Genomic DNA, 17,031 nt, shown 5'->3' with positions numbered 1-17,031 from the left:
CTCCCGCCGACCTGTACGCGACGCGTTTGCCAGGGCTCTCGACTGTGCTGGCCCAGCTTTCAGCCTCGCGGTCGACCGTCCGGGACCGAGGTCTGTTCGTGCGGTCGGAGCGGTTGGCGCGGTAATCCGTCGGGTGACGGGGCCAGCCGCCGCCACAGGAACTCCAGTGACAGCGCCTCGATGAAGGCGCGCTGCTCGTTGTTGGCCGCCGCGCCGTGCCCGCCCTCCACGTTCTCGTAGTACGACACATCGTGGCCGTGCTCGCGCAGCCGGGCGGTCATCTTCCGGGCGTGTCCGGGATGGACCCGGTCGTCGCGGGTCGAGGTGACGAACAGGACCGGCGGGTACCGCTCGGGACTGCGCACGTTGTGGTACGGCGAGTAGTCCCGCAGGAAGGCCCAGTCCTCCGCGACGTCCGGGTCGCCGTACTCGGCCATCCAGGAGGCGCCGGCCAGCAGCCGGTGGTAGCGACGCATGTCCAGCAGCGGGACGTTCGCGACGACGGCGCCGACGAGCGCCGGATGGCGGGTCAGCATCACCCCCATCAGCAGGCCACCGTTGCTGCCGCCCTCGATGCCCAGCATGGCCGGCGTGGTGATGCCCCTGCTCACCAGGTCGGTCGCCACGGCCGCGAAGTCCTCGAAGGCGCGGATTCGGTCGGCTCGCAGTGCGGCCCGGTGCCACCGCGGGCCGTACTCCCCGCCGCCCCGGATGTTCGCGACCACGTAGGTGCCGCCGTGGGCCAGCCACCCCCGGCCGACGATCCCGTCGTAGCCGGGGGTCAGCGACACCTCGAAGCCGCCGTACCCGTGCAGCAGCGTCGGCCCGGCGGGCGCGGCCGGATCTCCGACCACGAAGTACGGCACCCGGGTGCCGTCGGCGGAGGTGGCGAAGAACTGGCGTACCGCCAGGCCGTCGGGGTCGAAGAACGCCGGTGCCCGCTTGAGCGTCTCGACGCCGCCGCCGACCCGTCCGAGCCGCAGCGTGGCCGGCTGGAGGAAACCCTCCGAGGCGATCAGGTAGGCATCGTCCCGGTCCGGATCCGTCTCCACGACGCAACTTTCCTGGTCCACCGGCACCCCGGGCAGCGGTTCACGCCGCCAGCCGCCCTCATCGGGGGTGAGCAGTTCCAATCGGCTGCGGACATCGGTGAGGGTGGTCAGGACCAGGTGGTTGCGGGTCCAGGTGTACCCACTGAGCGAGGTCCGATCGTCCGGCTCGAAAAGCACGTCGAAATCCCGGTCACCCGCGAGAAAGCCGGTGAACCGCATCGCCAGCAGCCCACCCGCCGGGTGGGTCCGGTCGCCCACCTGCCACGGCGTACGCGGTCGGACCAGCAACCACTCCCGGTGTACGTCCCAGTCGGCGTCCTCGGGCACCGGGATCCGGATCCGCTCCCCCGCCCCGGTCAGCAGATAGCTCTCCGACCGGTAGAAATCCACGGTGCGCGTGACGAAGTCACGCTCGAACCCGGGCGTCAGGTCACGCCAGCCGTACGCCCCGATGTCGGTGGTGGACGCCTCGTAGACGATGTCGGCCTCGGTCAGCGGCGTGCCGCGCCGCCACCGGCGCACCACCCGTGGATACCCGGAGTCGGTGAGCGAACCCGGGCCGAGGTCGGTGCCGATCCAGATGTGGTCGGCGTCGATCCAGCAGACATCGGTCTTCGCCTCGGCGACCGTGAACCCGCCGTCGACGAAGGTCCGATCAATCAGGTCGTACTCGCGTACCACCACCGCGTCCGCGCCGCCCCGGGACAGCCTGACCAGGCAGCGTCGGTGCTGCGGCGGCAGGGTCGCCACACCACCCCAGACCCAGTTCTCGCCCTCCCGTTCGGCCAGCGCGTCCAGGTCGAGCAGGACGTCCCACTCCGGCTCACAGCGGCGGTACTGGTCGAGCGTCGTACGCCGCCACAGCCCGCGTGGATGGGCGGCGTCGCGCCACAGGTCGTAGTAGAAGCCGTCGCCGCGCCACGCCGGGTACGGAATGCGGTCGTCCGCGTCGAGCACCTGCCGGATCTCGGCCTGACGGGCGGCGAACTGCGGGCCGGCGGTCAGCGCCGCGACGGTCTCGGCATTGCGCTGCCGGACCCACGTCGCAGCCTCCGGGCCGTCCAGGTCCTCCAACCAGAGGTACGAGTCATCGTTGTCGTCGGTCGAGATCGCCACCCTCGAACTATCGCCGAACCACGACGCGGTACCCGACCCGCCCTGCTGTCGACATGGCGACTCCCAAGCGACCATGTCCAGAACGGTCAACGCCGCGCTGAAGGCCGCGGTCGACCGGGAGAAGCGACGTGAGTTCGCCGGCTGGCTCAAGAGCGGCGGCCTGCCGGATCTCACCGGCCAGGCCGAACACCAGACCGGACGCCGCGTGAGTCGCCCGGCACCGCCGACTGAGCGGCTCAGCCGCCGGCCGGAGGCAGCCACCCGCTCGCGCTGACGGCACGGAAATGGACGACGCAGCGGATCGGTGACGTTCGGCCCTGGCATGGGCACGGGCTGCCGGGGTATGACCGACACATGAGGGCGAGTTTCCGGCTCGGCCGGATCGTGGGCGTACCGGTGGGGGTCAACTGGAGTGTCCTGGTCATCTTCGCGCTGATCTGGTGGGGGCTGTCGGCGAATCTGTTCCCCGAGTCGTACCCGGATCGGTCCGTGGTCGCGTACCTGCTGGCCGGGCTGACCGCCGCGGTGGTCTTCTTCCTCGGCCTGCTCGCCCACGAGGTGTCCCACGCGGTGGTGGCCAAGCGCAACGGCCTGGGCGTGCAGGGGATCACCCTGTGGCTGTTCGGCGGGGTCGCCGAGCTGCGCGGCGAGGCCCGCTCCCCCGGTGCCGAGCTGCGCATCTCCGGGATCGGCCCGCTGGTCAGTCTGATCATCGGCGTCTTCTTCGGTGCCATCGCGACGCTGCTCGCGCTGGCCGGGGTGCAGGGGTTGCTGCTGGGCGTGATGGCCTGGCTCGGCGGCATCAACCTGCTGCTGGCCGTGTTCAACATCCTGCCGGCGGCACCACTGGACGGCGGGCGGCTGCTGCGGGCGGCCGTCTGGAAGGCCACCGGCGACCGGACCCGCGCCACGGTGGTGGCGGCCCGGGCCGGCTGGATCCTCGGCCTGGCACTCATCGGGTTCGGGCTGTGGCGGTTCCTCACCGGCACCGGTGTCGGCGGGTTGTGGCTGGCGTTGATCGGCTGGTTCCTGATCGGCGCGGCCACCATGGAGGAGCGGCAGGCCAGGGTGGGCGACGCGCTGCGCGGCGTCCGGGTCGCCGACGTGATGACCCCGCAGCCGCAGACCGCGTCGGGCGAGCTGACGGTGGCCGACTTCGTGGACAACTACCTCTTCGCGTACCGGCACACGGCGCTGCCGCTGATCGAGGACGGCCGGCCCGTCGGGCTGGTCACCCTCGACCGGGTACGCGGCGTGCCGTCCGGCGAGCGGGGCAGCACCACCCTGGCGGCGGTGGCCTGCCGCGCCGACGACCTGGTGCTCGCCTCCCCCGACGAGCCGCTGACCGACCTGCTGCCCCGGCTCAGCGAGTGCGCCGACGGCCGGGCGCTGGTGGTCACCGACGGCCGCCTGGTCGGCATCGTCTCCCCCAGCGACATCAGCCGCGCCGTGCAGCGCAGCAGCATGCGCGACCAGCTCACCACCGGCCGCTGACCGCCGACTGCGCTGACTCAGTCACGAGCGCGACGTCAGCCACCGCCAGCGTCACGACGGCGGGCATGTGCATGCCGACGGCCTCAGCGCTCCTGGGCACACCCTAGTTCGATGTCCGGGCACGTCCACCGGGCCGCGCCGCGCCGGTACGACGGGTCGTGGTCAGCGGGGGAACAGGTGGTCGAGTTCCTCGGTGCGGAACGTGCCCTCGGGGTCGAGGCGGGCCACCAGCGCGGCGAAGTCGGCCCAGCGGGGATAGGTCGCGGCGATCTTCCCGGTCGGCATGGTGAAGACCTTGCCCCAGTGCGGCCGGGGCGCGAACGGGGCCAGCGCCCGCTCGACCTCGGCGAGGACCGGTAGTACCGCCGCGGCGTCGGCGATCCAGGTGAAGTGCACCGCCAGGCTGTCGCGGTCGTACTGCGGGCTGAGCCACAGCTCGTCGGCGGCGACGGTGCGCAGCTCGCTGGTCTGCGCGACCGGGGCGATCAGGTGCGCCACCTGGTCCAGCGCGGCGAGCGCCTCGCCGGCCAGCGCGCGGGGCAGGTGGTACTCGGACTGCAACTCGTCGCCGTTGCTCGGCGTGAAGCCGAGCCGGAAGTGCGGCAGCCGCTCGTGCCAGGGACCGGGCACGCCGAGCTGCTGGGTGCAGTTGACCACCGGCATGCCGGGCACCGGATGCCAGGGCCGGTCGGCCGCCGTGGTGCCGAGCCAGTCCGCCGGGGGCTCCGGCTGGTCCGCGAGCTGCTTGCACCAGACCTGGGTGCCGCGGGTGGAGCGCCAGTCGGTGAAGACACTGACGCTGTACGCCGAGGCGAGCGCCTCGTCCAGCGCCTCGCGGGGCAGGTCAAGGCGGACGTACTGGCGTATCTCGAAGGTGGGCACCACGTCCAGGGTGAGCCGGGTGACGATGCCCAGCGCGCCGAGGGAGACCACCATGCCGGCGAACTCGGGGTCGGTACGGTCCACGGTGCGCAGCTCACCGGCGCCGGTGACCAGTTCCAGCCCGGCGACTGCGGTGGCCAGGTTGCCGACGGTTTCGCCGGAGCCGTGGGTGCCGGTGGCGACCGCGCCGGCCACCGAGATGTGCGGCAGCGAGGCGAGGTTGGCCAGCGCGTAACCCCGCTCGTACAGCCAGGTGGCCAGGTCGCCGTAGCGCAGCGCGGCCGGTACGTGCACCACCCGCCGCTGCTCGTCCAGTTGCGGGTTCGCCGGCAGTCCGGCCAGCGTGACCAGGTCTCCGGTGGTGTCGCCGAGCCGGTTGAAGGAGTGTCCGCTGCCCACCGCCCGCAGCCGGTCGCTGCCGGCGACCAGTTCCCGCAGCTCGTCCACGGACGACGGCCGATGGAACGCACGGGCTGCGTACTCGACGTTGCCGGCCCAGTTGCGGTGCGTCGACACTTCCGACCCCCTCTGCCCGCCGGCGGTTACCGCCGGCTCCGTCGGGGAACCCTACGCCGATGAGCAGCTACCGTGATCCCGCCCCTCGTGGCGACGTGTACCCCTCCGAGGAGGAGATCGACCCGGCCGGCAACGGCGTGGAGCCGGCCACCGGTCCCGCCGGCACCGTCGACGGCTCCGCGGTCACCTGGTCCGCTGCCGGGCCGTGGGCGAGCCAGCCGGACCCACAGCCCAGCCCCACCCCGGAGCCGGTGCCGGAGCCGCCGCCCGCCCCCGGACCACCGCCCCGGGTCGACGCCGGCGCCCGGTCGATCGTGACCCGGCACATGGACGGTTCGGTCCAGGTGGTCACCGATTTCGACGGCGACGGCGTGGCCGACCAGGTGCAGTTCGACCTCGACGGCGACGGGCTCCCGGACGTCACGTACCTCGACCGCGACCGGGACGGCCAGCTCGACACCGTGCTGCGCGAGGAGCACCGGGTCTGACCCGCCGCCGTCCCGGTGCCCGGCGGGCCCGGCCCGCAGGCTCGCCCCGGCTCGCCCGGGCGGGCGGCATCTGGACGAGATCGACTCCGGTTGCGGCATGCCGGTGTCTCCAAGGCGGCTGACACCCCGGCTTGCCGCAATCGGAGCCGCCCCGCCCGCTCCGAGCCGCCCGCACGCTCCGAGCCGCCCCGCACGCACGGAGTCGGCCGTGTCCCACGGAGTCGCCCGCGTCGGCCCGGTCAGAGCTGCCGCATCACCTCGGTGGCGACCAGGTCCAGGTGGTCCAGGTCGGTCAGGTCGAGGACCTGGAGGTAGAGGCGCTGGCTGCCGATCTCCGCGTACCGGCCGATGGTGTCGACGACCTCGGCGGGCGTGCCGGCGAGGCCGTTGGCGCGCAACTCGTCCGGTTCCCGGCCGATCGCGGCGGCCCGTCGCGCCACCTCGGCGTCGTCCTTGCCACAGCAGAGGACCAACGCGTTGGACCAGGTCAGCTCGGCCGGGTCGCGGCCGATGTCGGCGCAGGCGGCGCGGACCCGCGCGAACTGGGCCACCGTCTCGTCGATCGAGACGAACGGCAGATTGAACTCGTCGGCGTAGCGGGCGGCGAGCTGCGGCGTACGCTTCGCGCCCTTGCCACCGAGCAGGATCGGCGGGTGCGGGCGCTGCACCGGCTTGGGCAGCGCGGGCGAGTCGATCACCTGGTAGTGGCGGCCGGTGAAGTCGAACGTCTCGCCCGACGGGGTGCGCCACAGACCGGTGATCACCGCGAGCTGCTCGTCCAGCCGGTCGAACCGCTCCCCCAGCGGCGGGAACGGGATCCCGTACGCCTGGTGCTCGGCGTCGTACCAGCCGGTGCCGATGCCCAGCTCGACCCGCCCGCCGCTCATCTGGTCAACCTGCGCGACGGTGATCGCGAGCGGGCCGGGCAGCCGGAACGTCGCGGCGCTCATCAGCGTGCCGAGCCGGATGGACCGGGTGTCCCGGGCCAGCCCGGCCAGCGTCGTCCAGGCGTCGGTGGGTCCGGGCTCGCCGCTCACCGACCCCATCTTCAGGTAGTGGTCCGAGCGGAAGAAGGCGCCGAAGCCGGTCTCCTCGGCACGACGGGCCACGGCGAGCAGGTCGTCGTAGCTGGCACCCTGCTGAGGTTCGGTGAAGATCCGCAGTTCCATGGTTCGAGCATAGGTAAGCGGCAGGTGTGCCGCTTACCTCGTGCCATGGTGCGTCGACGGCCGACGTCCGCCCCGCCTCGGACGCCGGCCGGTCGACGGTCAGGGGGTCGCGCGTCGGATGGTCAGGTAGCTGAGACCGGCGAGCAGCAGGGTGAGCAGCGCCGGCCAGCCGACCAGCAGGGCCCACCCGGGCTGGTCGGCGAACCAGCCGCCGATCGCCGACCACCAGCCCCGCCAGGTGGCGAGCACGACGAGCCCGCCGATTGCGGCCAACGCGACGGTGCTCAGCATCAGCAGGCCGTTGACGCCCCAGCGCTTGAAGACCAGCGCGATCGCGATGCCGATGAAGCCGAGCAGCAGGAACGGGATCGCGAAGGCGAGGAACCGCAGCACCGGATGCTCGACCAGCGGGAAGGGCACGCCGAAGAAGCGCAGGTTGACGCCCCACCCGTCGGTGGCTTCTTCGATCACTGCGAGCAGGTAGAGCACCGCCGCGTAGCTGATCGCCTGCCCGGCGAAGTGGATCACGTTGCCGAGGTAGAAGCTGCGGCGGGAGACGCCGAGCCCGAGCGCGAACGGGAACTCCTGGGTGATCGCGTTGATGCTGGCGACGAACATCACGACGTAGATGCTCATCAGCCCACCGGTGGTCGGCTCGAAGTCGTCGTTCTCGTTCATCGCGCTGAACAGCGCCAGGTTGATGGAGAAACTGAGCGCGAGGATCCCCCAGGGCCAGCCGACCACACTGCGCCAGCCGACGAACTGTAGACGGGCCACGGTCAGGGCGCGGTTCATCGGACGGCCTCCTTGTCGGCCGCGGCGGTGCTACCGGCCGCGTGTCCGTTGTGCGAGGTGGTCAGGCGTACGACGATGTCCTGGAGCGAGGACGCTTCGAGGTCGAGACCCAGCGACCGGGCGCGGTCGTGCGCGGCCGGGCCGAAGTCGCCGCGTACGGTGGCCCGAGCCGTGCCGCCGAGCGAGGCCCGGTGCAGTTCGGTGCCGGTACGGGTGAACTCGTCCACCGCCGCGACCGGGCCGGAGACGGTGACCACCTGGCCGCGCAGGGCCTCCGCCTCGACGTCGAGCAGGAGCCGGCCCTGGTCGATCAGCAGGACGTGCTCGATCAGGTCGCTGACCTCGTCGATGAGATGGGTCGACAGCACGATGGTGCGCGGATGTTCGGCGTAGTCGGCCAGCAGGTGGTCGTAGAAGAGTTGCCGGGCCACGGCGTCCAGGCCCAGGTAGGGCTCGTCGAAGAAGGTGAGTGGGGCGCGTGAGGCGAGCCCGACGACGATGCCGAGCGCGGAGAGCATGCCTCGGGAGAGCTTGCGGACGTTGCGCCCGCGCGGCAACTGGAACACGTCGACCAGCCGCTGGGCGAGTTCCTCGTCCCAGCCTGGATACACCAGGCGGGCCGCCCGCAGGACGTGCGTGACCCGCAGGTGCGACGGGTAGGTCTGGCTCTCCTTGATGAAGGAGATCCGGGAGAGCACCTGTTCGTTCTCGTACGGGTGCTGCCCGAAGACGCTGACCTCGCCGCTGGTGGCGAAGTTCTGCGCGGTGAGGATCTGCATCAGGGTGGTCTTGCCGGCCCCGTTGCGTCCCAGCAGGCCGTGGATCCGATGCTCGGCAAGGGAGAAGCTGACCCCGTCCAGCGCGGTGACTCCCCGGTACCGCTTGGTCAGCTCGGTGACGGTGACGACCGCGCTCATCGGCCCTCCTCCCAAGTGTCGATCATGCTCTTGAGTTCGGCCGGTTCGATGCCGAGCTTGCGCGCCTCGGTCAGCAGCGGCCGGACGTACTGTCGGGCGAACTCGTCGCGGCGCCGGCCGCGGAGCTTCGCCCGGGCGCCGGGAGAGACGAACATGCCGATTCCTCGCTTCTTGTAGAGAGTTCCGTCGTCGACCAGCTTGTTGACCCCCTTGGCGGCGGTCGCGGGGTTGATCCGGTGGAAGGCGGCCAGCTCGTTGGTCGAGGGCACCTGGCTCTCCTCGGCGAGCGTCCCGTCCAGGATCGAGTTCTCCAGCAGCTCCGCGATCTGGAGGAAGATCGGCCGGCCGTCCTCCATCACGTCCTCCACCATCCCCAGTCGCCACACTGGTTGGCTGGTTCATTACTCATGTAATTAACCATGCAACCTGAACGGCGTCGCTGTCAAGGGACGGGTGACGGCGTTAACCTTCCGGCCCGACCGACGCGTCTACCTGTCGGGAGGTACGCATGACCGACAGGTACCCGGCACCACCGGAGGGCTTCGCCGACTTCGTGACGGCCCGGTCCGCCGCGCTGCTGCGCTCCGCCTGGCTGCTCACCGGAGACGCCGGCCGCGCCGAGGACCTGCTCCAGACCGTGCTGGCCGGGGCGTGGCGACGCTGGTCGACCGTGGTCGCGGCCGGGCACCCCGAGGCGTACCTGCGGCGGGCCCTGTTCACCACCTACGTCTCCTGGTGGCGGCGCCGGTGGCGGGCCGAGTTCCCGGCCGCCACGCCACCGGAGGACACCGGACCCGGTGACCTGGCCCGCGAGTCCGCCGACCGGGACGCGGTCCGCCGGGCGCTGGCCCGGCTCAGCCGCCAGCAGCGGGCGATCGTGGTGCTGCGCTACGTCGAGGACCTCTCCGTGGAACGGACCGCCCAGGTGCTGGGCTGTTCGCCGAACACGGTGAAGGTGCAGTCGTCGCGCGCCCTGCGCAGCCTGCGTACCGATCCGGACCTGAGCCTGTTCACCAACCGGGAGGTCGTACCGTGACCCGCGACGACGAAGACATCCGAGGACTGCTCGCCGGGGCCGTACCACCGCTGGCCGCACCGCCGGACCGGGTGGCCGAGGTCGGCGTCCGGGTACGCCGGCACCGCCGCCGGATGGCCGGCGGCGCGGCGGCGGCGGTCGCGCTGACCGTCGGCCTGGGCGTGGGCCTGCCGGCGCTTGTGGCCGGTCCCGGACGCGACGACGTCATCCCACTCGTCACCCCCGGCCCGCGCGGTGACGCCAACTGCCCGACCGACCTCGTCGGGCGTCCGGACCTGGCGTCCGTACGCTACGGCGACGACGAGCCGCTGGTGCCGACCGGCGCGGTGGAGATCACCAGCTGCCAGGTTCCGGTCGGTGGCGGACTCCGCCCGGCGGACCGGATCGGCCCCCGGACCCTCACCACCGGCGTCGACGAGATCGTCCGGCTGCTCAACGCCCAGCCACCGACCCAGCAGGACGGTCGAGGTCGACCTCGACCGGACGGCGACTTCGCGTGTGCCCTGATGGCGCGCTACGAGGAGACCGTCCTGGTGCTGCGCTACCCGGACCGGGACCCGGTCACGGTCTGGACGGACGCCAACTGCGGAGTCGCGGTCACCGCCACCCACGGCCGGGGAGCGGACTTCGGGGTGCTCAGGGCGTTCCTCGACAGGTACCGGGCGCAACTGGCCACGACCACCGACCCGGCCACCGTCACCACCCCGGCCTGCGTGGACACCTTTCCCATCGAGCGGATGCGGAAGAACTCCGAGGACTACCCGCCGGATCGGATCAGGCTGAACAACAGCGCCACGTACCCGATCCTGCCGACCCGACTGATCGAGGTCACCGCCTGCCGGTACGAGGTGCGCGGCGACACCGGCGAGCTGGTCGGGCAGCAGCGGCGGCGCGCCGGGGCGGACGAGGTACGGGCCGTACTCAACCAGGCGTTCGACAGGTCGGCGAAGGGCAGCGACTGCGGCGACTGGCCGGACTACCAGGAGCCCAGTGTCTTCGACACGCTGACCGTGGCCGACGCCACCGGCGAGACTGCCGAGTTCTGGATCCGGCACGAGCCGTGCCGCAGCGCCCGCCACGCCTACAGCTCCAGCCGGCAGCTCAGCGCGCAACTGCTGGCGGCCGTCACGGACCTGCTCGGCCAGCCGCCGTCGCGGTGAGCCGGTGCGATCCGGGTCGGACCTGACGGGGGTCGGCCCGCCGCGTACGCCGGCCCGGTCCGGCAGTCACGCCGGACCGGGCCGGCGTACCGGAACTCAGCCGTACGGCGGCCGGGCGTACGCGGCCCGCAGCGCGGCCAGCCCGGCCGACTTCGGGCTGAGGGTGCCCCAGCCGGAGTTGAAGTAGTTCGTCCGGGCGATCAGCGGGCCGCGCTCGGCGTTGAGCTGGGCGATGGCCGGCGGCACGGTGGCGATCCAGGCCGCCTGGTCGGGAATCTCGATGACCCGTACGCCCCACTCGGCGATGAGCACCGGACGGGACAACGCGACCGGACCCAGATCGGCCACCGCCCAGTCCTTGGTGCGCCGGAACCGTTCCAGCGCGGTGTGGCTGGCATGTGTGGCGTAGACGTTCCACTGGAGGTAGTCCAGCCGGGTCATCAACGCCTCCGGGTGGGTGCGCCGGAAGCAGTCCCGGTTGAAGCCGCCGACCCCGACCGAGAAGGTGCTGCCCTGCGGCAGCCCCTTGGCCTGGAACCAGTTGACGATGTACGTCACCGCCTGCACCGCCCGGGCGTCCGACTCGGCCCAGGTGTACGCCTTGCCGGCCTCCGTGGTGCCGAACTCGTGATCGGTGTCCAGCTCGGAGGCGAGCTGGATGTTCACCCCGAAGCCCATCGTCCGGTACTGCGACAGCGCCCGGGCGAACAACCCGTCGCACTGCCCGGCGATGACCTGGCCGTAGCCGTACGCCTTCGGCCAGACCGCGCCGGGCCGCTGCTGGATGGTCATCGCCGGAGCGGGCACGGTGTACCGCACCCCGTCCACGGTGAAGGTCTGCGGCCCGGTGTCGGGCGCGCCGTAGTGCTTCAGTTCGAGCACCATGTTGATCTGCACCCCGGCCCGCCCCAGAGTGATCAGCCAGGGTCGCTCGTAGCCGGGAAAGATGTAGGCGTCGGCGAAGCTGCGGTACTGGGTCAGCGACCGGAAGTTGCCGCGGGTGATGTCGGCCGTCGGATCCGCACCACCGGAGAGGTAGTAGCCGCCCAGCACCGGCGGCAGCACGGTGTAGGCGACGCTGGCGGTGGCGGTCCGACTGGCGGAGTCGCGCACGGTGACGGTCACCCGTGGCATCACGCCACCGCCCGGAAGACGGCCACCGCGCCGTCGTCGGAGACCCGGGACCAGGTACGCCCCGAGTCGTCGGCGACGGTGACGGTGAGCGGGTCGATCACGGCGGTCACCGAGACTGGGGCGCTGCGGTTGCCCTGCGCGTCGGCCACCGTGACCGTCACGGTGAGCCGCTGGTGGTCCGCGTCGCCGTAGTTGACCGTCAGCAGCATCTGCTCGCCCGGTGAGTAGGTGGTGGGGTTCATCGAGGCGTTGGCGGTGGGAGCGGCCATGGCAGCTCCTTCCTGGCTTGGTCGTCGCGACCAGTGGTGCAACACCCTCGGTGCGGCTGGTCGGCGACGGCGGGCCGGAGCCGGGCGGCGCGGCGGCGCGCCCCGGCGTTTCCGTGCTGGCGGCCGGCGGGACGTCACGGCCCCGACCCGGCCGGAGGATCGGATGTGGCCCGCCATCCGCAGCCTCGCTACCTGCTACAACAATGCGTCGGGGCAGGCCGCGCCGTCCTGTCCGTTTCCGGACATATCGACTCTTATGGAGGCGAGACATGAAGTACCTGATGTTGATCTACGGCAACGAGGAGATCTGGGGCAGCCTGCCGGACGGCGACCTGGCCACATTGATCGGTGAGGTGGACGCCTTCACCGGGGCACTGCGTGCCTCCGGCGAGCTGGTCGACGTGCAGGGGTTGGAGACACGTCCCCGGTCGGTGCGGATCGTCGCCGACACTCCGGTGGTCACCGACGGGCCGTACCTGGAAGCCAAGGAGTACGTCGGGTCGTACCTCGTGGTGGACGTCGAAGACGAGCAGCGGGCAGTGGAGATTGCCCGTGGCTATCCGGGTCTGCGGTTCGGCACCGCCAGCGGCGGCCTGGAGATCTGGCCGCTGATGACCGGGCCGGACCACTGAGCCTCGACGAGGCCACCGTCGACCTGCTGCGCCGGCTCGCGCCGCAGGTGCTGGCCACCCTCGTGCGTCGGTACGGCGACTTCGGTCGGGCCGAGGACGCCGTGCAGGAGGCGCTCGTCGACGCCGTGGAGAGGTGGCCGCTCGACGGCGTCCCCGAGCAACCGTCGGGCTGGCTGCACACCGTCGCCGCCCGCCGCTACGTCGACCTGGTGCGCACCGAGGTCGCCCGCACCCGCCGCGAGCGTACGGCGCTGGACCTCACCCCCCGCGACACGCTTGTCGCCCCACCGCCCGACGCCGAGCCACCCCGGGACGACCTGCTGGAGCTGTTCCTGCTCTGCTGTCATCCGGTGCTGCCCGCGCCCGCGCAGCTGGCACTGACCCTGCGTGCGGTGGGTGGGCTCACCACCGCCGAGGTCGCCGCCGCCTTCCTGGTGTCGGAGCGGACGATGGGGCAACGGATCTCCCGGGCGAAACTGCGCCTGCGGGAGGCGGGTGCCCGATTCGCACCGCCACCGACGGCGGAACGCCAGGCCCGGCTGGCCGTCGTACGCCAGGTGCTGTACCTGATGTTCAACGAGGGATACAGCGCAAGCAGCGGCCCTCAACTGCGCCGCGCCGACCTGACCGGGCAGGCGCTGCGGTTGACGCGCCGGCTGCACGAGCAACTGCCCGACGACGCCGAGACAACCGGCCTGCTGGCGTTGATGCTGCTCACCGAGGCCCGTGCGGCGGCCAGGGTCGACCGGAACGGCGATCTGGTGCCGCTGGCGGAGCAGGACCGCCAGGTGTGGGACCAGGTGGCGATCGCCGAGGGTTGCGCACTTGTCGAACGGAGTCTGGCCGTCACGCCACCGGGGCCGTACCGGGTCCAGGCCGCCATCGCGGCGGTGCACGCCGAGGCGCCGAGCGCCGAGGCCACCGACTGGCCCCAGGTGCTCGCGCTGTACGAGGTGCTGGAGCACCTCGCACCCAACCCGGTGGTCACGCTGAACCGGGCGGTGGCGGTGGGCATGGTGCACGGGCCCGTCGCCGGGCTGGCCCTGCTCTGCGAGGTGGAGTCGGGGCCGTTGGCCGGGCACCACCGACTGCACGCCGTCCGCGCCCACCTGCTGGAACTCGCCGACGACCGGCCCGCCGCCGCCGCACAGTGGCGGGCAGCGGCGCAGCACGCCGGCAGCGACCCCGAACGGCGGTACCTGCTGCGCCGAGCCGCCACCGCGAGTGACCCGGACCGTCCACCATGTGAACCAGGTCACCTCCGGAGTCGGTAGAAGCGTGCCGTACCGCTCCGATCCACAGGTGGATCGGCACCCACGGTGGGTGCCGTCGCACCCGGGAGGAACAGCACATGACGAAGGTGACCGCCCAACTGTCGGTGTCGCTGGACGGCTGCTACGCCGGCCCGCAGCACGACGGCGTTGGCGACTGGCTGCGGTCGGCGGAGAGCCACGGCTTCTTCCGGGTGACCCGGTGGGCCACCGAGGCGATGGCGTGGCGCGAACGGCAGGGTTTCGCCGGCGGCCGGCACGACGCCGACTCCGAGATCATCGCCGAGTCGTTCGCCGCGGCCGGCGCGTACGTGATGGGTCGCCGGATGGCCGACGGCGGCGAGGTGCCGTGGGGCGACGAACCACCGTTCCGCGCTCCGGTCTTCGTGGTGACCCACCGGCCCCGCCCGACGTTGCACCGCCAGGGTGGCACCAGCTTCACCTACGTCACCGACGGGCTGGCCAGTGCGGTGGCCCAGGCCCGGGCCGCAGCCGGTGACCGGAACGTCGCGGTGGCCGGCGGGGGCAGCCTGGTCCGGCAGGTGCTGCGGGCGGGTCTGCTCGACGAACTGGAGTTGCACGTGGTGCCGGTCGTCCTCGGTGCCGGGCTCCGACTCTTCGACGACCTGGCTCTCGACGACTTCGAGGCGATCGAGCTGACCCCCGAACGGGTACTCGCCAGCCCGCACGTCACCCACGTCCGGTACGCGGTGCGGGGTCGCGCCCCGCTGGTCCTCGACGACCGCGGCCGCGGCACCGGCACCCCGTAGGCCGTGCCGTCGGCCGGTGGCGCCGTCAGCGGGTGGCGAGGAAGCTGAGCACCTCGGACCACCCGTCGCGGCGGGCGGCGGCGTCACCGGCCCGGGAGCCGCCGTGGATCTGCTCGCCGGTGCGGCCCTGGTGCACCGTCTTCGACGGCAGGTACGGGAAGGTGCCCACGCCGTGACCGGCCTCCGGGTAGAGCAGCACCCGGTGGGGTGGACCACCGAGGGCCAGCACCAGCTCGGCGGCGTAGGTCGGCGCGTCCCAGAGCAGGTCGTCCGCCCCGGCGATGGCCAGTACCGGTCCGTCGATCCGGTCGACGGGTATCGGGCCGCTCGGTACCGGCCGGCCACGGTAGGTCCAGGCGGGCGCTCCGGTGTACGGGTAGCCGAGGTGGACGATGCTGCTCGGGGCGTAGGCGACGACGGCGCCTACCAGGTCAGGGCGCTGTTGCGCCAGCAGCAACGCGGCCTCGGTGCCGCGCGAGTAGCTCATCACCGCCACCTCGCCACCGGAGTGCGAGGCGAGACGTTCGGCGGCGGTGACGAAGTACTCCAGCGGGATGTCGTGCAGGCTGTCCGGCAGCCCCGGCGCGCCGAAGTAGCCCAGGCACAGCACCGGGTGCCCGCGGGAGGCGAGCAGCGGCGCGTCGTACAGCCCGCCGACGCCGCCCTCCGAGCCACCGAACCACAACACCCCGCGCCGTCGCGGCACGTCCGGCGGCGGCAGGACGAGCAACCCGTGAACCCCGTCGGCCGCCCGGGTCAGCTCGGTGAAGGAGACCCGACCCGCCGTCCAGTCCCGTCGCACGGTGACGGTGGCGGGCGCCCGCCCGCCACCCGAGGCCGACAGCCGAACCGGGAAGTCACGCCGTACGTGCGGCCAGACCGGTGCGAAGTAGGAGGCGTCGCCGTCCAGCGGATCCATCGACCAGAACAGACCCATCGGGTCGACACCCGAGTAGGAGCCGTGCACCGGTGCGTCCCGCGACACGTCCACCACACCGTCGGCGTCGGCCACGAACGTCGCCGCCGCGCGCCACCGCCGCCCCGCGTGATCCCGGGCCTCGGCGACGATCTCGGCACGTTCCCTCGCGGCCAGCCCACTCACCCGTACCCGCAGCGGCTGGTCGACGAGCGCCACGGCCGGCGTCACGTCCAGCCGCAGGCGCGGCGCGCCGCCCCTGCCCCGATCGCCGACGAGGAGGGTCGCGACCACCAGCCCCACCAGGACGGCGGGCAGGATCCGGGACGTTCTCGACCAACGCGGCATCGACCACACCGTATGTGCGGCTGTCCACCCCCACGACGGGTGCTATTCGGCGAGGATCGCACGGAGGCGGGCCCGGCATTCGGCCACGAACGCCGGGTAGCTGTGCTGGTAGTACGCGATGCCGCTGGCGGCCACGGCGATCGCCCAGGCGCGGGCGCGTAGCCAGGTGGAGTCGTCCACGTCGACGGCGTCGCGGTAGGCGTGGCGGGCCTCGGGCGGCAGATCCCACACCGGGGCGTGCTCGGCGTCGGGCAGGCCGACCGACAGGCCACCGAAGTCGATGACCGCGTGCAGTCTGCCGTGTCGGACCAGGAGGTTCGTGGGCCTGAGATCGCCGTGCAGCCACACCTGCGGTCCGGACGGTTCGGGCCGGGCGAGCCCCGCCTGCCACATCCGTTCCAGGGTGTCGACGTCGATCTGCGCGCCGACGATGGTCCGGCAGTCGGCGAGGGCTCGGCCGATCCAGTCGGCACAGGGCCGCAGGTGTCCGCCCCGGTACCAGCTCAGGTCGCCCGTACCGGTCGCCCCCATGAGGTCGACGCCGTGCAGCTCCCGCACCACCCCCGCCAGGTCGGTGCCGAAGGCCGCCCAGTCCGAGACGGTCTGCGGCCCCGCCTCCTCGCCGTCGATCCACCGGTAGACCGACCAGGGAAGCGGGAAGGCGCTGGTGGGAACGCCGGTGTGCAGCGGTTCCGGGATCCGGAAGCCGAGCCGGGGGGCCAGCCGGGGCAGCCAGCGCTGTTCCTTGCGCAGCGACGGCGCCTTCTCGGCGGTGCGCGGCAGCCGTACGAGCAGGTCGGCGCCGAGGCGGTACATCGTGTTGTCGGTGCCCGCGCCCGCCAGGGACAGCGGCAGATGCGCCCACTGTGGACATTGCTGCGTCACCAACGCACTGACGACATCCTCGTCGACCGGAATCTCACCCTGGTGCAGCGGCACACCGAGATCCTCGCGCCGGACGCGCGGGTGGGCCACCCAATTCTCGACGCTGCGGGCGGCGTCGCCGGCCACCCGGTCGGACCGGTGCCGGGCACCCGTCCCGTCGGTTGTAGGCAAGCCGACTGTG

Annotated in this window: 18 protein-coding genes; 8 read left to right on the top strand and 10 right to left on the bottom strand. The window is 72.2% G+C overall.

Going from position 1 to position 17,031, the window contains the following annotated elements:
* Nucleotides 1-59: 59 nt before the first annotated feature.
* Nucleotides 60-2,168: a prolyl oligopeptidase family serine peptidase gene (locus tag O3597_RS04315; protein WP_281603304.1), complete on the bottom strand. Its 2,109-nt coding sequence runs from the start codon at nucleotides 2,166-2,168 to the stop codon at nucleotides 60-62.
* Between the two features lie 73 nt (nucleotides 2,169-2,241).
* On the opposite strand from O3597_RS04315, the gene O3597_RS04310 reads away from it, so the two are divergent.
* Together O3597_RS04310 and O3597_RS04305 are read left to right on the top strand one after the other, a co-directional pair.
* Nucleotides 2,242-2,442, top strand: coding sequence for a hypothetical protein (locus tag O3597_RS04310; protein WP_281603303.1), 201 nt, complete (start codon nucleotides 2,242-2,244; stop codon nucleotides 2,440-2,442).
* Between the two features lie 80 nt (nucleotides 2,443-2,522).
* Nucleotides 2,523-3,662: a site-2 protease family protein gene (locus O3597_RS04305; RefSeq protein ID WP_164449532.1), complete on the top strand. Its 1,140-nt coding sequence runs from the start codon at nucleotides 2,523-2,525 to the stop codon at nucleotides 3,660-3,662.
* Nucleotides 3,663-3,824: 162 nt separating this feature from the next.
* Here O3597_RS04305 and O3597_RS04300 read toward each other — a convergent pair whose 3' ends face one another.
* Entirely contained in the window at nucleotides 3,825-5,060 is a 1,236-nt protein-coding gene (locus O3597_RS04300) for a D-arabinono-1,4-lactone oxidase (protein ID WP_164449531.1), read from the bottom strand.
* Nucleotides 5,061-5,119: 59 nt separating this feature from the next.
* Here O3597_RS04300 and O3597_RS04295 point away from each other — a divergent pair, with 59 nt between their 5' ends.
* Complete coding sequence (locus O3597_RS04295) at nucleotides 5,120-5,548, top strand: hypothetical protein (protein WP_164449530.1); 429 nt, start codon at nucleotides 5,120-5,122, stop codon at nucleotides 5,546-5,548.
* Nucleotides 5,549-5,787: 239 nt separating this feature from the next.
* On the opposite strand, the gene O3597_RS04290 is transcribed toward O3597_RS04295, so the two are convergent.
* The 4 genes from O3597_RS04290 to O3597_RS04275 form a co-directional block, all read right to left on the bottom strand.
* Nucleotides 5,788-6,717, bottom strand: coding sequence for an LLM class F420-dependent oxidoreductase (locus O3597_RS04290; RefSeq protein WP_281603302.1), 930 nt, complete (start codon nucleotides 6,715-6,717; stop codon nucleotides 5,788-5,790).
* 99 nt (nucleotides 6,718-6,816) lie between these two features.
* A complete protein-coding gene (locus O3597_RS04285) occupies nucleotides 6,817-7,512 on the bottom strand; it encodes a hypothetical protein (protein WP_164449528.1) in 696 nt (231 codons plus the stop codon).
* Nucleotides 7,509-8,429: an ABC transporter ATP-binding protein gene (locus O3597_RS04280; RefSeq protein WP_164449527.1), complete on the bottom strand. Its 921-nt coding sequence runs from the start codon at nucleotides 8,427-8,429 to the stop codon at nucleotides 7,509-7,511. Before O3597_RS04280 ends, O3597_RS04285 begins: the two co-directional genes overlap by 4 nt.
* The gene (locus O3597_RS04275) at nucleotides 8,426-8,800 is read right to left on the bottom strand and encodes a GntR family transcriptional regulator (protein WP_235945090.1); all 375 of its coding nucleotides are present in this window, start codon (nucleotides 8,798-8,800) and stop codon (nucleotides 8,426-8,428) included. Before O3597_RS04275 ends, O3597_RS04280 begins: the two co-directional genes overlap by 4 nt.
* A 137-nt stretch (nucleotides 8,801-8,937) precedes the next feature.
* Between O3597_RS04275 and O3597_RS04270 the strand changes: the two genes are divergently transcribed.
* Nucleotides 8,938-9,465 carry a SigE family RNA polymerase sigma factor gene (locus O3597_RS04270; RefSeq protein ID WP_281603301.1) on the top strand — a complete coding sequence of 176 codons (528 nt, stop codon included), beginning with the start codon at nucleotides 8,938-8,940 and terminating at the stop codon, nucleotides 9,463-9,465.
* A complete protein-coding gene (locus tag O3597_RS04265) occupies nucleotides 9,462-10,625 on the top strand; it encodes a hypothetical protein (RefSeq protein ID WP_281603300.1) in 1,164 nt (387 codons plus the stop codon). The genes O3597_RS04270 and O3597_RS04265 overlap by 4 nt, the downstream gene beginning before the upstream one ends.
* A 96-nt stretch (nucleotides 10,626-10,721) precedes the next feature.
* Here the strand turns inward: O3597_RS04265 and O3597_RS04260 are convergent, their stop codons facing one another.
* Nucleotides 10,722-11,759 (bottom strand): hypothetical protein, encoded by a 1,038-nt coding sequence (locus tag O3597_RS04260; RefSeq protein WP_281603299.1) that lies wholly within the window; start codon nucleotides 11,757-11,759, stop codon nucleotides 10,722-10,724.
* Nucleotides 11,759-12,028 (bottom strand): hypothetical protein, encoded by a 270-nt coding sequence (locus tag O3597_RS04255; RefSeq protein ID WP_164449524.1) that lies wholly within the window; start codon nucleotides 12,026-12,028, stop codon nucleotides 11,759-11,761. The genes O3597_RS04260 and O3597_RS04255 overlap by 1 nt, the downstream gene beginning before the upstream one ends.
* Before the next feature lie 269 nt (nucleotides 12,029-12,297).
* Here O3597_RS04255 and O3597_RS04250 point away from each other — a divergent pair, with 269 nt between their 5' ends.
* The 3 genes from O3597_RS04250 (at nucleotide 12,298) to O3597_RS04240 (ending at nucleotide 14,701) form a co-directional block, all read left to right on the top strand.
* Complete coding sequence (locus O3597_RS04250) at nucleotides 12,298-12,660, top strand: YciI family protein (RefSeq protein ID WP_164449523.1); 363 nt, start codon at nucleotides 12,298-12,300, stop codon at nucleotides 12,658-12,660.
* A complete protein-coding gene (locus O3597_RS04245) occupies nucleotides 12,657-13,934 on the top strand; it encodes a DUF6596 domain-containing protein (protein ID WP_281604471.1) in 1,278 nt (425 codons plus the stop codon). Before O3597_RS04250 ends, O3597_RS04245 begins: the two co-directional genes overlap by 4 nt.
* 77 nt (nucleotides 13,935-14,011) lie before the next feature.
* Entirely contained in the window at nucleotides 14,012-14,701 is a 690-nt protein-coding gene (locus O3597_RS04240) for a dihydrofolate reductase family protein (RefSeq protein WP_164449522.1), read from the top strand.
* Nucleotides 14,702-14,726: 25 nt separating this feature from the next.
* Here O3597_RS04240 and O3597_RS04235 read toward each other — a convergent pair whose 3' ends face one another.
* Both O3597_RS04235 and O3597_RS04230 read right to left on the bottom strand, forming a co-directional pair.
* Nucleotides 14,727-15,965, bottom strand: a complete 1,239-nt coding sequence (locus O3597_RS04235; RefSeq protein WP_164449521.1) for an acyl-CoA thioesterase/bile acid-CoA:amino acid N-acyltransferase family protein — start codon at nucleotides 15,963-15,965, stop codon at nucleotides 14,727-14,729.
* 42 nt (nucleotides 15,966-16,007) lie between these two features.
* Complete coding sequence (locus tag O3597_RS04230) at nucleotides 16,008-16,904, bottom strand: aminoglycoside phosphotransferase family protein (RefSeq protein WP_281604470.1); 897 nt, start codon at nucleotides 16,902-16,904, stop codon at nucleotides 16,008-16,010.
* Nucleotides 16,905-17,031 lie beyond the last annotated feature (127 nt).

Origin of the sequence: Verrucosispora sp. WMMA2044 (genome assembly GCF_027497155.1) — a bacterium.
Lineage (GTDB): Bacteria > Actinomycetota > Actinomycetes > Mycobacteriales > Micromonosporaceae > Micromonospora > Micromonospora palythoicola.
The sequence above is the reverse complement of the archived record's forward strand: the minus strand, read 5'-3'. Positions and strand labels throughout refer to the sequence as shown.

What these genes read in the sequence shown, in the direction of transcription:
- O3597_RS04310 (WP_281603303.1), top strand. Translation starts at nt 2,242, where the DNA reads ATGTCCAGAACGGTCAACGCCGCGCTGAAGGCCGCGGTCGACCGGGAG.
- O3597_RS04250 (WP_164449523.1), top strand. Translation starts at nt 12,298, where the DNA reads ATGAAGTACCTGATGTTGATCTACGGCAACGAGGAGATCTGGGGCAGC.
- O3597_RS04305 (WP_164449532.1), top strand. Translation starts at nt 2,523, where the DNA reads ATGAGGGCGAGTTTCCGGCTCGGCCGGATCGTGGGCGTACCGGTGGGG.
- O3597_RS04285 (WP_164449528.1), bottom strand. Translation starts at nt 7,512, where the DNA reads ATGAACCGCGCCCTGACCGTGGCCCGTCTACAGTTCGTCGGCTGGCGC.
- O3597_RS04255 (WP_164449524.1), bottom strand. Translation starts at nt 12,028, where the DNA reads ATGGCCGCTCCCACCGCCAACGCCTCGATGAACCCCACCACCTACTCA.
- O3597_RS04275 (WP_235945090.1), bottom strand. Translation starts at nt 8,800, where the DNA reads ATGGTGGAGGACGTGATGGAGGACGGCCGGCCGATCTTCCTCCAGATC.
- O3597_RS04235 (WP_164449521.1), bottom strand. Translation starts at nt 15,965, where the DNA reads ATGCCGCGTTGGTCGAGAACGTCCCGGATCCTGCCCGCCGTCCTGGTG.
- O3597_RS04240 (WP_164449522.1), top strand. Translation starts at nt 14,012, where the DNA reads ATGACGAAGGTGACCGCCCAACTGTCGGTGTCGCTGGACGGCTGCTAC.
- O3597_RS04280 (WP_164449527.1), bottom strand. Translation starts at nt 8,429, where the DNA reads ATGAGCGCGGTCGTCACCGTCACCGAGCTGACCAAGCGGTACCGGGGA.
- O3597_RS04270 (WP_281603301.1), top strand. Translation starts at nt 8,938, where the DNA reads ATGACCGACAGGTACCCGGCACCACCGGAGGGCTTCGCCGACTTCGTG.
- O3597_RS04260 (WP_281603299.1), bottom strand. Translation starts at nt 11,759, where the DNA reads ATGCCACGGGTGACCGTCACCGTGCGCGACTCCGCCAGTCGGACCGCC.
- O3597_RS04290 (WP_281603302.1), bottom strand. Translation starts at nt 6,717, where the DNA reads ATGGAACTGCGGATCTTCACCGAACCTCAGCAGGGTGCCAGCTACGAC.
- O3597_RS04295 (WP_164449530.1), top strand. Translation starts at nt 5,120, where the DNA reads ATGAGCAGCTACCGTGATCCCGCCCCTCGTGGCGACGTGTACCCCTCC.